The sequence below is a fragment of the Catellatospora chokoriensis genome (assembly GCF_011297315.1).
Lineage (GTDB): Bacteria > Actinomycetota > Actinomycetes > Mycobacteriales > Micromonosporaceae > Catellatospora > Catellatospora citrea.
The window spans coordinates 64,568-78,619 of the sequence record NZ_JAAOTI010000023.1 but is presented as its reverse complement, the minus strand read 5'-3'; the positions used below and the strand labels follow the sequence as shown (position 1 = coordinate 78,619).

Genomic DNA, 14,052 nt, shown 5'->3' with positions numbered 1-14,052 from the left:
GTCAGGCGGCGAACGGGTCCGGGCGCAGTTCCAGGGTCTCGTGAAGCATCGTCTGGATGGTCTCGCGGACCTGGTCGGCGAGGTTGAAGACGACCGCGGGGTCGTCGGCGCCGTCGACGTACGGCGCGGTGTCGATGGGCTCGCCGAAGCGGATCAGCCACTTGCTCGGCAGCGGCACCAGGCCCAGCGGGCCCAGCCACGGGAACGTCGGGGTGACCGGGAAGTACGGCACGCCGATCAGCCGGGCCAGCGGCTTGATGTTGCCGAGCAGCGGGTAGATCTCCTCCGCGCCGACGATGGCCACCGGCACGATGGGCTTGCCGGTGCGCAGCGCCGCCGACACGAATCCCCCGCGGCCGAAGCGCTGCAGCTTGTACCGGTCGACGAAGCGCTTGCCGACGCCCTTGAACCCCTCCGGGAAGACGCCGACGAGCTCCTCCGCGTGCAGCAGCCGCTCCACGTCCGGGTTGCAGGCCAGGGTGGCGCCCGACTTGCGGGCCAGTTCCGAGACGAACGGCATGCGGAACACGAAATCCGCGCCGAGCAGCCGCAGGTGCCGGTGGGCCGGGTGCTCGTCGTGGCAGGCAACCGACAGCATCAGCGCGTCCAGCGCGACGGTGCCGGAGTGGTTGCCGACGACCAGCGCACCGCCCTCGGCGGGCAGGTTCTTGACGTCGATCACCTCGGTGCGGAACCAGCGGCGGTAGAGCTGGCGCAGCACCGGCTGGAAGACCTGCTCGGTCAGCTCGGGATCGAACCCGAACTCGTCGATCTGATACTGCCCGGACAGCCTGCGACGCAGGAATGCCAGGCCCGCGGCGACGCGCTCGTCGAACTCGTCGTCGACCTCCGGGACCGTCACCTGCCTGCCCTCCCCTGCTTCTCGCGCACCGACCGGATCATGTCGAGCATCCGCTGCTCGGCTGCTGCCACCAGCGCGGGTGTGATGACCGCGCCCGGCTTCTGCGCCTGGACGAAGTCGTCGAAGGCGTCGGCCGTCGAGCGGGGCGTGAAGCCATACTCCCGGACGAGCTTGGCGGTGTCGACCACACGGCCGTGCACGAACAGGTCGACCTGGTCCAGGCTGAGCCCGGCCACCCCGCGGCCGAACGAGGCGGCGGCGTGCATGGCCGGCTCCAGCACCGGCAGCGCGATGCGCCCCGAGCGGCGCACCGCCTGGGACAGGGTCAGCGTGCCGGGTCCGGCCACGTTGAAGGTGCCCTGGTGGTCCTCCAGCACCGAGCGGCGCAGGATCTCCAGCGCGTCGTCGACGTGGATGAACTGCAGCCGCGGGTCCCGCCCGAGCACCGTCGGCACCGCCGGGCGGGCCAGGAACTTCAGCAGCGCGGTGTCGGCCTGCGGGCCGATGAACGGGGCGAAGCGCAGCACCGTGGTGGTGACGTCGGGCCGCCGGCGGCGGAAGCCGCGCACGTACGACTCGATGTCGAGGATGTCGCGCCCGTAGCCGCCGCGCGGGGCGTCCCGGGGTTCGGTGTCCTCGGTGAACACGGCCGGGTCGCGGAACGAGACGCCGTACGCCGCCGTCGACGAGCGCAGCACGAGCCGGCGCAGCGACGGCATCTGCTGGCACGCGGCCAGCAGCTGGAGCGTGCCGATGACGTTCTGGTCCTTCATCGCGGCCCGCCCGCCGGCGTCCGGATCGGGCGAGGAGACCACGGCGAGGTGCACGAGCGCCTCAGCGCCCAGCTTGATCAGGGAGGACGCGCCCCCGGTCAGGTCGACCCGGCGCACCGCGACGTCGCGCAGCAGCGGCGCGAGCTCGGCAGGCGGGTCGACCAGGTCCACCCCGACCACCTTGTGGACCCGGGGGTCCGCGGCGATCCGGGCGGCGATGGTCGCGCCGAGGAACCGGCTGACGCCGGTGACGATGACGACCCGGGGAGCGCGTGCGCGATCGGCGGCGGAACCGTTGGCGACCGCGGTCATGACGCGCCTCCCCGGGGCGGCGAAGAATGAAGAGAAGCACCGCGAACCCCGCGAGCCGTACGGCCCGCAGCGGGGTTTCGCGGGACTACGCCCGGGCCTGAGACCGTCGCAACGAATTCGCCAGTGGTGCGCGGTCACGCGCCGCGAATCGGCCGGTCAGCTCAGCGCCGGGCGCGGGCCTCACTTGCCGAGACGACGACGCTGGACGCGGGTCTTGCGCAGCAGCTTGCGGTGCTTCTTCTTCGCCATGCGCTTGCGGCGCTTCTTGACCACGGAGCCCATATGGCATCCCCTCGAAGTTGACGGTGGTGGAACCCGTTCAGGGTAGCCGAGCAGCCGCGAGCCCACTGCCAGGGGTCACCGTCAGGGTGAGTCGGGATACCTATTGCTCCGAGAACGCACCCCGCAGGTACTCCTGAACCGCCTGCTCAGGGACCCGGAAAGAGCGGCCGACCCGGACGGCGGACAGCTCCCCCGAGTGGACCAGGCGGTAGACGGTCATCTTCGACACCCGCATCAGGGTCGCCACCTCGGCGACGGTGAGGAATCTGACCTCCGCCAGTCGTGCGTCCTGTCGTGTCGATCCGATCATGAGCAGGCCCACCTCCTCCGGTACAGGCCGCGCCGCGGGGCGCGACGTGATCGCGGTCGGTCTCGCGAGCACGGATTCCTGTGTAATGAGTACGGTACCGGGACGGTTGTGACCGATGCGAGCCTTTCGTCAAGATCGGGCTGATCGCGGCATGTTCAGGCGACGCTGTGACGGATGAAGTCGGCGCATTCGCGCTCCAGGTCGGGCCACTCCACACCCAGCGTCTCCCGGGCCGCCACCGGCACCGTCACACCGTCGTGGACCACCTTGTGGAAGAACTCGACCAGCCGCGCCTCGCCGAACCGGTCGGCCAGGTGCCGCACGGCCAGCGCGCTGATGCCGTACCGGGCCGAGACGATCCAGCCCTTGGTGCCCTTGGCCGGGTTCGCGAACTCCACGTCGCCGTTCCAGCCGTCCTCGACCAGCTGCCGGATGGCGGGCAGCCGCAGGTAGTCGCGCACCCGGCCGCCGTCCATCAGGGCGTACTCGGCCAGACCCTCGTGCAGCCACCACATGGTGTCGCCGTCCTTGAACGGCCCGGCCAGCGACGCCGCGTGGGTCAGCTCGTGGCGCAGCACCCCGCCCAGCACCTCCGGCGTGATGTTGTCGTCGTAGAGCATCAGCTCCCAGCGGTCCACGCTCACCCGCAGCGCGACGCCGGAGACCGTGTCCCCGGGACTCCAGGTGAACCAGCGCCGCCACTCGTCCGGGCCGGCGTAGTAGACGACGTACCGCGACGGGACCGCGTCCGCGCGGGCGAACCGGTCGGCGACCTTGGCCGCCTTCTCCGCCTCGGCCAGCAGGGTCGGCAGCTCGCCCGCGTACTCGGGCGTGGTGGCCACCACGGTGCGCTCACCCGCGTCGGCGACCAGTTCCGCGACCTGCCACGGGTGCGGCGACGGCTGCTCGGCGACCGGCTTCCACTCGATCAGCCAGGCCCGGCCGTCGCGGATGCGCCACCGGGTCTGGGACCGCGCGCCGGCCTTGGCGCAGGTCGGCGTCACGAAACAGGGCGTGCCGCGCAACTCGGTCGACCACTGCTCGCCGCCCTCGGCCGACACCGGGGTCGGATTGCTCGGCTCCTCCGTCCAACCCGCCACCCGCATCGCGCGCAGCGACCGGAACTGCGTGCGCATCCCGTCCAGCACCTGCGGCGCGGCCGTGTCGACCACGGACAGGTAGCCCGCCTCGTCACCGGCCAGCAGCGCCCGGCCCTGCGTGGTCAGGGCCGTCCCGATCCGGTCCTTGATCCACGCCTGGCGGGTGGCGAACGGGGCGTTCGGACCGGGACTCGGCGCGCCGGTCGGTCCGGCGCCGTCGATGCGGTTCTTCAGCCACGGGAACGCGAGCACGGCGAGCCCGCCCACGATGAGGCAGACCACCACCAGCATGAAAGCGAGGATCGCGAGCAGCCGCCCCCAGCGCCGCCGCGGCCGCAGTGGCGGTAGCGATGGCGGTGGCGGCCAGCCCGCCGGATAGCCGCCCGGCACACCGGACGCGGGAAATGCCGGATGCCCCACGGGTGTCCCGGACACCGGATAACCACCCGGCACCGCCGACACCGGCGGTGCCGGGTGACCGGCAGGCGCGGAGACCGGCGGTGCCGGAAGACCGGCAGGCGCGGCGGAGACCGGCGGCATCGGCGCGGGCGGCGGCACGAAGGTGGACTCCATCGGCGGGGCGTGTCCGGCCAGCGGGAGGGTCGGCTGCTCGACCTGGGACGGCGCGTACCCGGCCAGCGGCGCGGTGGGCTGCTCGTCGTCGGGTGGCGCGGCGGAGTGGGCCGCCGCGATCACCGCGGCGGGGGTGGGGTCCTCGTCGTCGAGCGGCAGGAGTTCGGGGGCGCTGCGCGCCCAGGGGTCCACGGCCCCCGTGCCGGTCTCGTCGGGCGAGCGTCGATCGGCGGGCGGGGGCCAACCGGCGGAGTGGGTCTCGTCCTCGGGGGGCACGGACGTGGAGGCTACCAACGGGTCGCGACGACGGGTAGGGCTCACGGCCGTCGAATCCGGTATGAGCGGCATGGGTGATCCAGACGGTGCGCCCGATTCGCCCATCTCCCGTTGACCCGCGCGCCGGTCAGCCCGCGGTACGCCGCACGTAGTCGACCAGGTCCCGCTGCATCGCGGCCCAGCTCACGCCGAGCGTCTCCGGGGCTGCCAGTGCCGGCTCCCGGCGCTGGTGCAGCACGTTCTTGAAGAACGCCATCGCCTTGGCGAACCCGAACCGGGCGATCAGCCGGTGCACCGCGAGATACGCGACGCCGTAGCGGGCGGCCACCTCGTCGTCCGAGGTCTGCTCGCCCGGCGCGATCAGCGCGAGGTCGCGTTTCCAGGACTTCACGAACGTGCGCACCTCGGCCAGCGCCTCGTACCTCGTCGGCTGCGCCCCGTTCATCGCGGCCTCCTCGGCCAGGCCCTCGACCAGCCACCAGGCGCCGTAGCCACCGGACGAGCCGGTCAGCGACGCGGCGTGCGTCAGCTCGTGCCGCATCAGGTCGCCCAGGCCCGCCTGCAGGAGGTAGTCGCCGTTGAGGACGAGTTCGTAGCGGTCGGCGGTCACCGGGAGGGCGTAGCCGCCGGCCCAGGGCGGCAGCTTGCCGCCGTACCAGCGCTCCCACTCGCGGCTGTCGGCGTAGTACACCGGGTAGCGGGCGGGGGCGGCCCCGACGGCGTACCGGTCGGCGACCTTCGCGGCGCTCTCCGCCTCCCGGAGCAGCGTGGGCAGGTGCCGGGCGTAGACGGGGGTGGTCGCGACCACGGTGCGCGAGCCGGCCAGCGCGACGAGCTCGTCGGTCTGCCAGGGCGGGCCGCCGTCCTTCTCGCCCGGTTCCCAGTGGACCAGCACCGCCCGGTCGTCCTCGATGCGCCAGCGCATGACCGACGGGGTGCGCGACTCGGCGCACGTCGGGACGACGAAGCACGGGGTGCTGCTCAACCGGACCGTCCACTCGTCGCCGGTGGGACTCGGCTGGTATCCCCGGTCGCTCCACGCCGCGACCTGCATCGCGCGCAGCGAGCGGAACTGGATCCGCAGCCCGTCCAGGGCGCCGGCCGCGGTCGGCTCGACCACCGAGAGGTAGCCGCTCTCGTCACCGCCGAGCAGGGCCTTGTGCTGCACGGCGAGCGCCGCGTCGATGCGCTCCTTCGCCCAGGCCTGGCGCACCGACAGCGGGTCGCCCGGCTGGGGGCTGGGCGCGCCGCCGGGCGCGCCGCCGGCCGCGGCGAGCTGCTCCAGCACCGGCGGGACCAGCACCACCGCGAGGCCGCCCACGGCGGCGCAGGCCAGCGTCAGGCCGGTCGCGACGAGCGCGACCACCCAGCCCCAGCGGCGGCGCGGCCGGTGCAGCAGCGCCGGGTCCGGCCACAGCGTGGGGTACGGGTAGGGCGCGCCCGGGACGGGCACGGGCGGAGGCGAGGACCCGTCAGCGGAGGGAGCGGCGTCCTCGGCGTTCACGGACGAGGACGCTACCCATCGACGCGGCCTTGTTGATCAGCCGGACGGTCACTTCTTCGAGATCAGTGCCCGGCCGAAGAAGGCGAGGTTGGCGGGGCGCTCGGCGAGGCGGCGCATCAGGTAGCCGTACCACTCGGTGCCGTAGGGCACGTAGACGCGCACCGTGTGCCCGGCCCGGGCCAGGCGGGTCTGCTCCTCGGGGCGGATGCCGTAGAGCATCTGGAACTCGAACTCGTCCGGCGAGCGGTCGAACCAGCGGGCCCGGTCCTGCGCGATGGCGATCAGGCGCGGGTCGTGGGTGGCCAGCATCGGGTAGCCCTCGCCCGCCATCAGGATGTTCATGCACCGCACGTACGACTTGTCCACCTCGAGCGGGGCCTGGTAGGCCACGTGCTCGGGCTCCTTGTAGGCGCCCTTGCACAGCCGCACCCGGGACCCGGCGGTGGCCAGCTCCCGGCAGTCGCCCTCGGTCCGGCGCAGGTACGCCTGCAGCACCGCGCCGGTGCCCGGGTGGTCGCGGCGCAGCCGGGACAGGATGTCCAAAGTCGAGTCGGTGGTGGTGTGGTCCTCCATGTCCAGGGTGACCGTGGTGCCCAGCGCCGCGGCGGCCTCGCAGATCTCGCGGGCGTTCTTCTCCGCGAGCTGCTCGTCGAAGGCCTGGCCGAGCGCGGACAGCTTCAGGCTGACCTCGGCGGTGGCCACGGTGACGGCCTCGCCGCCGCCGTTCTTGGCCGCGGTGAGCCCGGCCTGGCCGAGGGCGGCCAGCAGCTCCAGGTACGCCTCCTTGGTGGCGTTGGCCTGGTCGGCGGTGAGGGTGTCCTCGCCGAGGTTGTCCAGGGTGATGCAGAGTCCGGCGTCCGCGAGCTGCCTGGTGGTGGCGAGCGCCTCGCCGGTTCCGGAGCCGGCGACGAAGCGCTTGACGACGTCGCGGCTGATCGGGGCGGTCTCTACGAGCCGTTCCACCTTCTGGGATCGGGCGGCGGCGAGGATCACGGAGCGAAGCATGAGGGCAGCGTAACCCGCCTGTGCCGGGCGACTCACAGGACTCCTGCCCCATGTATACAAGAACACGCCTCGATATCTCGGTGAAGGAGGGGTTGTGTGCGTCGGCTACAAACTTCAGCTGTGAACTCCAACCCGCTCCGCTCCCCCGCCGTGATCATCGGTGGGGTCGTGCTGCTCGTCGCCGGCCTGGCCTGCGCCCTGGACGACGATGACGACGACTGCTGGGGTCAGCCCGACCCGCAGCAGACGGTGTTCGCCGCCGGCAGTTCCGGCATCCGGCTGGCCGAACCTCCCGCCCCGACCGAGGCCCTGCCCGATTCGGGCGGCTTCGGCACCCACCTCGCCTCCTGCGGCGGCTGATCGCCCGTGCAGCGGCACCAGGTCGAACCGCGCCCGGACTGGCGGGAGAAGGTCCGGGCGCAGGGCATGCTCTACGCCGACACCAAGCTCGACGACGGCGCGACCACCCCGTACTGGGACGAGTCGGCCTGCTACGCGTTCACCCTGGACGAGGTGCTGCGGCTGGAGGAGGCGACCGAGGAGCTGCACCTGATGTCGCTGGCCGCCGCCAGGCACGTGGTCGAGCAGGACCGGTGGGCCGACTTCGGCATCCCGGCCTGGGCCGTGCCCGAGGTGCGCCGGGTGTGGCGGGAGCAGCCGCCGACCCTGTACGGCCGGTTCGACCTCTGGTACGACGGCAGCGGCCCGCCGAAGATGCTGGAGTACAACGCGGACACGCCGACCTCGCTGCTGGAGGCGTCGATCATCCAGTGGTTCTGGCTCACCGACACCCGGCCGGACCTGGACCAGTGGAACAGCCTGCACGAGCGCCTCATCGCCGCCTGGCGCAGGCTCGGACCCCAGTTCGCCGCGGGTCCGGTGCACTTCGCGTGGTCGAACCTGGAAGAGACGTTCGAGGACCTGATGACCGTCGGCTACCTGGCCGACACCGCGCACCAGGCGGGCCTGGACGTGCGGGTGACCCCGATGCTCGACATCGCCTGGGACGGGCGGCGCTTCCGGGACAGCGGCGGCGACCCGATCAGCACGATCTTCAAGCTGTACCCCTGGGAGTGGATGGTCGCCGAGCCGTACGGGCGGCTCGCGCTGGACCCGGGCACCCCGACCACCTGGCTGGAGCCGGCCTGGAAGCTGCTGCTGTCGAACAAGGCGCTGCTGGCCGTGCTCTGGGAGCTCCACCCCGGGCACGAGCTGCTGCTGCCCGCATACCTGGACGGGCCGCGGGACATGGCCGAGTACGTGGCCAAGCCGCTGCTCGGCCGCGAGGGGGCCAATGTGCGGATCGTCACTGCGGCAGGTGAGCAGGTCACGGACGGTATCTACGACACCGGCGGGCACTGCTTCCAGGAGTTCCGTGCGCTGCCGTCGTTTGCGGGCAACCACGTCGTGCTGGGTTCGTGGATCATCGATGGCGAGTCGGCGGGACTGGGGCTACGCGAGAGCACCAGCCTGATCACCGACGGTCACGCCCGGTTCATACCCCACTATGTTGACACCCCACGCACGCCGTAGGTGCACTACCTTTGTCGGGTGAACTTCGATGCGTACGCCCGAACGGCCGTTGATCTTGTCAACGCGCCGCTGGACGACCTGAGCCAGCTCCGCGCGGTCCTGCCGGGGCCGGACTGGATGTGCGAGGACGCCACCGAACGCGACCTGCAGGTGTTCCGCAAGGCACAGCGGCGCCTGCGCGAGGTCTTCGAGCACGGTGCCCACGGCCGCGAACGCGAGGCCGTCGAAGAGCTCAACTCGCTGCTCGAAGCCCATCCGGTGCATCCCCGCATCTCCGGCCACGAGTCGGGGAACTGGCACATCCACGTCACCAGCCGCGGCTCCGCGGTCAGCGCCGAGTACCTGGCCGGCGCCGTCTGGGGCCTGTCCGTGTGGCTCTGCGAGTACGGCAGCGCCCGCTTCGGCGTCTGCGCCGACGACCGCTGCGGCAACGTCTACCTCGACACCTCGTCCAACAACTGCCGCCGCTTCTGCTCCGAGCGCTGCGCCACCCGCTCGCACGTGGCGGCCCACCGCGCCCGCAAGAAGGCCGCGGTCACCGAGCTCGCCGCCCACTCCAAGGCCCAGCTCAAGCCGGCCGTCCCCCAGCAGTCCACCCTCACCCCGGTCGGCTGACCCCTTCCTTCAACCACCACGGGCCGCTCCCCCTCCGGGGAGCGGCCCGCGCTTGTTGAAGGAAGGGCGCCTTGCAAACCACATACGTAGAGCGGCGGCCTGCGGAGCGGAGCGGGTGGGAGCGTGCCGGTGGGGCCGCTCAGGAGCGGGTGGGGGCGACGCCCGCGCCCAGGTGGGTACGCGCGAACGCCAGCGCCTCGGCCAGGTCGGCCTCCCGGGCGGCGCGGCTGCCCGCCTTGCGGGTGGCCACCTCCATCGCCACGGACCCGGTGAAGCCGCGCTGTTCCAGCCCCGCCAGCAGGCGAGCGCACGGCTGGGTGCCGCGGCCGGGCACCAGATGCTCGTCCCGGCCCTCGCCGGTGCCGTCACCCAGGTGTACGTGGGCCAGCCCGGCGCCCATCGTGTCCGCCATCTCCAAGGCGTCGGAGCGCGACGCCGCACAGTGCGACAGGTCCAGGGTGTAGGAGTCGTAGCCGGCCTCGGTCGGGTCCCAGCCCGGGTGGTACGGCACGACCTGGCGGCGGCCCATCCGCACCGGGTACATGTTCTCCACCGCGATGCGCACCCCGGTGTGCCGGTGCGCCAGCTTGCCCACCGTGTCGGCGAACCCGCGCGCGTAGTCGCGCTGCCAGGTGAACGGCGGGTGCACCACGACCGTGGGCGCGCTCAGGGTGTCGGCCAGGATCACCGCGCGGCGCAGCCGCTCCTTCGGGTCGCTGCTCCAGACCCGCTGGGTGACCAGCAGGCAGGGCGCGTGGATCGACAGCACCGGCACGCCGTAGTGCTGGGACAGCCCGCGCAGCGCGCCGGCGTCCTGGCTCACCGCGTCGGTCCACACCATGACCTCGACCCCGTCGTAGCCCAGGGACGCCGCCAGCTCGAACGCGGCGGCGGTGGGCTCGGGAAAAACGGACGAGCTGGACAGGAGCACGGGAACGGACACGTTGTCCAGAGTAGCCCCGCTCACCCCGCCGAGAGCTGATCCAGGCGCGTCAGGATGACTCCCTCACGCAGCGCCCAGGGGCAGATGCGCAGCTCATCGATGCCCAGCCGGCGCATTGCGGCCTCCGCCACAACCGCTCCCGCGAGCAGCTGGTGGGCGCGGCTGGCGCTCACTCCGTCCAGTTCGGCCAGACCCGCCGACGGGATCCGCTGGATGAAGCCGCGCACCTGGTGCAGCCCCTGCAGGGTGAGCGCGCGCGGCGCCCACAGCCCGTCGCCGCTGGGCGCGGCGCCGGCCAGCCGGGCCAGCGACCGGAACGTCTTCGAGGTCGCCGCGGCGATCTCCCAGCCCCGCAGGCCGTCCAGCTCGCGATGCATGAGCTGCTCGTCCACGTAGGACTGCAACGCGGCCAGCTCGGCCGCGCCCGGCGGGTCGCTCTTGAGCCAGCGCCGGGTGAGGCGGCCCGCACCCAGCGGCAGCGACACCGCCACCGTGGGTTCCTCGTCGATGCCCGCCGCGATCTCCAGGGAGCCGCCGCCGATGTCGAGCACCAGCAGCCGGCCCGCCGACCAGCCGAACCACCGGCGTACCGCGAGGAAGGTCATCCGGGCCTCGTCCTCGCCCGAGAGCACCCGCAGCTCGACGCCGGTCTCCTCGTAGACCCGGCGCAGCACCTGGGCCGAGTTGGTGGCGTCGCGGACCGCCGAGGTCGCGAACGCCATCAGCTCCTCCGCGCCCTGCTGCTCGGCCGCGCTCTTGGCCTGCTCGCACGCCTTCACCAGCGCGTCCGCCCCGGCGATGGTCAGCTCACCGGCCTCGCCGAGCTGCTCGGCCAGGCGCAACCGCTCCTTCTGGGAGTGCGCGGGCCACGGATGGGCACCGCGGTGCGCATCGACCACCAGGAGATGAACTGTATTGGATCCGACATCGAGGACACCAAGCCGCATGCGCCTACGTTATCGGTGCCCGCGCCCGCCGTAGGCTGGGATCGTGGACCATGAGGGCGAGACTTCGCTGGACTTCCCGCGGGAGTGGATCGAGTTCGCCGACCCGGCGGACCCGGCCCACCTGATCCGCGCCGACCTGACCTGGCTGCTGTCGCGCTGGACCTGCGTGTTCGGCAGCGCCTGCCGGGGCATCATCGCCGGCCGGGAGGACGAGGGCTGCTGCTCGCACGGCGCCTTCTTCACCGACGCCGACGACGTCAAACGGGTCAAGGCCGCGGTCAAACGCCTGGACAAGACCACCTGGCAGCACCACGTACGCGGCTTCGAGAAGTGGACCGAGCTGGACGAGCTGCACGACGAGAAACCGGCCCGGCGCACCGCGATCCAGCACGGCCCCGACGGCGAGGAGGGCCCCTGCGTCTTCCTCAACGACGCCGACTTCCCGGGCGGGGGCGGCTGCGCGCTGCACGCCCAGGCGCTGCGCGACGGGGTGCACCCGCTGACCTACAAGCCCGACGTGTGCTGGCAGCTGCCGATCCGCCGGGACCAGCAGTGGGTCAAGCGCCCCGACGACACCAAGATCCTGGTATCGGTCATCGGCGAGTTCGACCGGCGCGGCTGGGGCGCGGGCGGGCACGAGCTGCACTGGTGGTGCACCTCGTCGCCGGACGCGCACGTCGGCGCCGAGCCGATGTACGTCAGCTACGGCCCCGAACTCACCGCGCTGGTCGGCGAGCAGGCGTACGCCCGGCTGGCCGAGATGTGCGCCGAGCGCGACAAGCGCGGCCTGGTCGCCGAGCACCCCGCCACGGTCGAGGCCCGCCGCCGCACCCCGCTCACACTCATTGCCCGCCCGGCTAACCTCGATTCATAACGATGTCACGAGGAGCGCACATGAGCGAGGAGCAGCTTCGCGGGCGGCAGGCCCCCGGCCAGCCCGCGGTCGACGACGAGGAGCGCCTGGCCGCGCTCGACGACCTCGACGAGATCGAGCCCGGCCCGGAGGGCTTCGCCGCCGCCGTGCAGGAGATCACGAGCGCGCACGCCGAGCTGCTCGCCCGGCTCGCCCAGTGAGCGAGGTCTACGTCCCGACGTACGCCGACGTGCTGGCGATCGCGGACCGGCTCGGGGTGGCGGTACGTGATCCGGGGCTGGTCGAGTCGGCGGTGGCCCGCCCGCGCAGCACCGCGTTCGGCGCGGACGCCTACCCCGACCTGTGGACCAAGGCGGCGGCGCTGCTCCAATCGCTGACCCGCAACCACGCGTTCGTCGACGGCAACAAGCGCATCGGCTGGATCACCGCGACCGCCTTCCTGACCGTCAACGGCGCGGTGAGCCGCCGCCGACTCGCGGCCCTCGACCAGGACGCCGCATACGACCTGGTCATCGCCGTCTGCACGGGCCAACTCCGCGACATCGAAGAGATCGCCCAGGCGCTGCGCGCCCTCTACTGACCCATGGACGCGCCGCCCGGCGGAAGCTCGTGCGCTTTCGGGGAAACTGCGGCAATCCGGCACCGGATTCGCGCAGTTTCCCCGAAAGCGCGGGAACCTACATGGGTCCGTCGACCGGAGGCAGGACTCGCTGGGTGTAGCCGGACGGGACGACGACTGTCAGGGGCGCGAGCGACTTCGCGGTGCGGGTCTGCCACTCGAAGTCCATGCGGTTGCGCGAGTCGCCGTCGGGGGTGCGCTTGACGATCTCCCGGCGTACGGCGCGGTAGGTCTCCGCGTCGACCCACAGCTCGTCCGAGCCGTCCTCGAAGTCGAAGCGCAGGTGCAGCACCGCCCGGCCGGCCAGGTCCTCGGGGCCGACCAGGGTGTACCCCTCGCCCCGCTGCAGCGCCGCGCGCAGCTCGTCGGGGGTGCTGCCGGCCGGGCCGACCGGGTGCTGCCCGTCGAGCGGCCGTTCGTGGACGAGATAGCTCCGGTCGCGGTGGAAGACCTGCGTCATGGTCAGCTTGTCGTCGCGTACCAGCTGCCAGAGGTCCATTTGCACCGCCCCGCCGGGGCCCTGCAGGTGGGTGATGTGCGAGTCGCCGGTCACCTGGTCGAACCACCACTCGCCATGATCGGTGGTGCTGCGGTAGGTGACCGTCTGGACGATGTGCTGCACGTCGTCGGCGGCCAGCGCGGCGACGGCCCGCTCCTGCACCATCGCCACGGTCAGCAGCTCCGGCGCGGGCGGCGCGCCCGGCTCGACCGGCGGTGCGGCGGGCGTGCCGCCCAGCGCCGTCATCGCCACCGCCACCACCGCCGCCAGGGCGAACACGCCGGTGCCCGACGCCATGGCCGCGGTGCGCCTGCGGTTGCGGCGGGCCGCCCGGTCCAGCAGGTCCGCGCTCGGCTTCAGATCGGCGGTGTGCTCCCGCATCCCCGTCGCCAGCTCGTCTTCCAGGTCGATGTTCATGAGGGTGCTCCGATCCGCAGTGGGGATTCGTCGAGAGCCCAGGCAGCCGTGATCTCGCGCAGCCGGGTCAGGCCGCGCGAGGCGCTGGATTTCACCGTGCCCACCGAGCAGCCGAGCACCGCGGCGGCCTCGGCCTCGCTGAGCTGCTCCCAGTAGCGCAGCACCAGCACCGCCCGCTGCCGCGCCGGCAGCTGCGCCAGGGCCTGCACCAGCGCTTGGCGCAGGGCGAACCGGTCGGTGCCGTCCGGGTGGGCCGGCGGCTCGACCGTCGCGACGACCTCGCGCCGCCGCAGCCGTCGCCGCCAGCTGTCCACGGCCAGGTGGTACATGGTCCGGCGCAGGTAACCCTCGGGGTCGCCGTCGACCCGGCGCCAGGCCCGCATCAGGCGTTCCAGGGCTGCCTGGAGCAGGTCCTCCCCGCCGGCGCGCCCGCCGCTGAGCAGGGCCGCCGTGGCCAGCAGGGCCGGGCCGCGCTCCGCGACCAGGTCCGCCAGTCCGGCGTACGCGTCTGGTGACCGCACAGGCTCTCCTCTCGTCGCCCACCAAGGACGACGCGGCCCACCTGAAGGTTGACTCCCCCCACAGGAAAGAAGCTCCGCCCGTGGCAC

At 72.5% G+C, this 14,052-nt stretch carries 17 protein-coding genes; 6 read left to right on the top strand and 11 right to left on the bottom strand.

Annotated features, from left to right (window positions below; genetic code table 11):
* Position 1: 1 nt before the first annotated feature.
* The 7 genes from HAV39_RS29590 to HAV39_RS29560 all read right to left on the bottom strand — a co-directional run bounded on the left by HAV39_RS29590 (position 2) and on the right by HAV39_RS29560 (position 6,997).
* Positions 2-862, bottom strand: coding sequence for a lysophospholipid acyltransferase family protein (locus HAV39_RS29590; RefSeq protein ID WP_191842454.1), 861 nt, complete (start codon positions 860-862; stop codon positions 2-4).
* Positions 859-1,947, bottom strand: a complete 1,089-nt coding sequence (locus HAV39_RS29585; RefSeq protein ID WP_191842453.1) for an NAD-dependent epimerase/dehydratase family protein — start codon at positions 1,945-1,947, stop codon at positions 859-861. Before HAV39_RS29585 ends, HAV39_RS29590 begins: the two co-directional genes overlap by 4 nt.
* 180 nt (positions 1,948-2,127) lie before the next feature.
* Positions 2,128-2,229 carry a 30S ribosomal protein bS22 gene (locus HAV39_RS29580; protein ID WP_007465623.1) on the bottom strand — a complete coding sequence of 34 codons (102 nt, stop codon included), beginning with the start codon at positions 2,227-2,229 and terminating at the stop codon, positions 2,128-2,130.
* 100 nt (positions 2,230-2,329) lie between these two features.
* Positions 2,330-2,539, bottom strand: a complete 210-nt coding sequence (locus HAV39_RS29575) for a helix-turn-helix domain-containing protein (RefSeq protein ID WP_120321539.1) — start codon at positions 2,537-2,539, stop codon at positions 2,330-2,332.
* 155 nt (positions 2,540-2,694) lie between these two features.
* Entirely contained in the window at positions 2,695-4,488 is a 1,794-nt protein-coding gene (locus HAV39_RS29570; RefSeq protein ID WP_191842452.1) for a hypothetical protein, read from the bottom strand.
* Between the two features lie 127 nt (positions 4,489-4,615).
* Positions 4,616-5,992, bottom strand: coding sequence for a hypothetical protein (locus tag HAV39_RS29565; protein ID WP_191842451.1), 1,377 nt, complete (start codon positions 5,990-5,992; stop codon positions 4,616-4,618).
* Positions 5,993-6,040: 48 nt separating this feature from the next.
* Positions 6,041-6,997, bottom strand: coding sequence for a proline dehydrogenase family protein (locus HAV39_RS29560; RefSeq protein ID WP_191842450.1), 957 nt, complete (start codon positions 6,995-6,997; stop codon positions 6,041-6,043).
* 120 nt (positions 6,998-7,117) lie between these two features.
* On the opposite strand from HAV39_RS29560, the gene HAV39_RS29555 reads away from it, so the two are divergent.
* Genes HAV39_RS29555 through HAV39_RS29545 form a run of 3 tightly spaced genes read left to right on the top strand, consistent with a single transcriptional unit; the run spans position 7,118 to position 9,145 of the window.
* Complete coding sequence (locus HAV39_RS29555) at positions 7,118-7,357, top strand: hypothetical protein (RefSeq protein ID WP_230687110.1); 240 nt, start codon at positions 7,118-7,120, stop codon at positions 7,355-7,357.
* A gap of 6 nt (positions 7,358-7,363) precedes the next feature.
* On the top strand, positions 7,364-8,530 hold the full coding sequence (locus tag HAV39_RS29550) for a glutathionylspermidine synthase family protein (protein WP_191842449.1): 1,167 nt from the start codon (positions 7,364-7,366) through the stop codon (positions 8,528-8,530).
* Positions 8,531-8,548: 18 nt separating this feature from the next.
* On the top strand, positions 8,549-9,145 hold the full coding sequence (locus tag HAV39_RS29545) for a CGNR zinc finger domain-containing protein (RefSeq protein WP_191842448.1): 597 nt from the start codon (positions 8,549-8,551) through the stop codon (positions 9,143-9,145).
* A 139-nt stretch (positions 9,146-9,284) separates the two neighbouring features.
* On the opposite strand, the gene HAV39_RS29540 is transcribed toward HAV39_RS29545, so the two are convergent.
* Both HAV39_RS29540 and HAV39_RS29535 read right to left on the bottom strand, forming a co-directional pair.
* A complete protein-coding gene (locus HAV39_RS29540; protein WP_230690100.1) occupies positions 9,285-10,088 on the bottom strand; it encodes a sugar phosphate isomerase/epimerase family protein in 804 nt (267 codons plus the stop codon).
* 20 nt (positions 10,089-10,108) lie between these two features.
* Positions 10,109-11,035 carry a Ppx/GppA phosphatase family protein gene (locus HAV39_RS29535; RefSeq protein ID WP_191842447.1) on the bottom strand — a complete coding sequence of 309 codons (927 nt, stop codon included), beginning with the start codon at positions 11,033-11,035 and terminating at the stop codon, positions 10,109-10,111.
* 43 nt (positions 11,036-11,078) lie between these two features.
* On the opposite strand from HAV39_RS29535, the gene HAV39_RS29530 reads away from it, so the two are divergent.
* From HAV39_RS29530 to HAV39_RS29520, 3 genes are read left to right on the top strand one after another with little or no spacing between them, the layout of a single operon-like run.
* Complete coding sequence (locus tag HAV39_RS29530; protein ID WP_239120567.1) at positions 11,079-11,909, top strand: DUF3109 family protein; 831 nt, start codon at positions 11,079-11,081, stop codon at positions 11,907-11,909.
* A gap of 20 nt (positions 11,910-11,929) precedes the next feature.
* A complete protein-coding gene (locus tag HAV39_RS29525) occupies positions 11,930-12,109 on the top strand; it encodes a hypothetical protein (RefSeq protein ID WP_191842446.1) in 180 nt (59 codons plus the stop codon).
* Positions 12,106-12,489: a type II toxin-antitoxin system death-on-curing family toxin gene (locus HAV39_RS29520; RefSeq protein WP_191842445.1), complete on the top strand. Its 384-nt coding sequence runs from the start codon at positions 12,106-12,108 to the stop codon at positions 12,487-12,489. The genes HAV39_RS29525 and HAV39_RS29520 overlap by 4 nt, the downstream gene beginning before the upstream one ends.
* 97 nt (positions 12,490-12,586) lie before the next feature.
* On the opposite strand, the gene HAV39_RS29515 is transcribed toward HAV39_RS29520, so the two are convergent.
* Both HAV39_RS29515 and HAV39_RS29510 read right to left on the bottom strand, forming a co-directional pair.
* Complete coding sequence (locus tag HAV39_RS29515; RefSeq protein WP_191842444.1) at positions 12,587-13,444, bottom strand: hypothetical protein; 858 nt, start codon at positions 13,442-13,444, stop codon at positions 12,587-12,589.
* The gene (locus HAV39_RS29510; RefSeq protein WP_239120566.1) at positions 13,441-13,965 is read right to left on the bottom strand and encodes a SigE family RNA polymerase sigma factor; all 525 of its coding nucleotides are present in this window, start codon (positions 13,963-13,965) and stop codon (positions 13,441-13,443) included. Before HAV39_RS29510 ends, HAV39_RS29515 begins: the two co-directional genes overlap by 4 nt.
* Between the last annotated feature and the right edge of the window lie 87 nt (positions 13,966-14,052).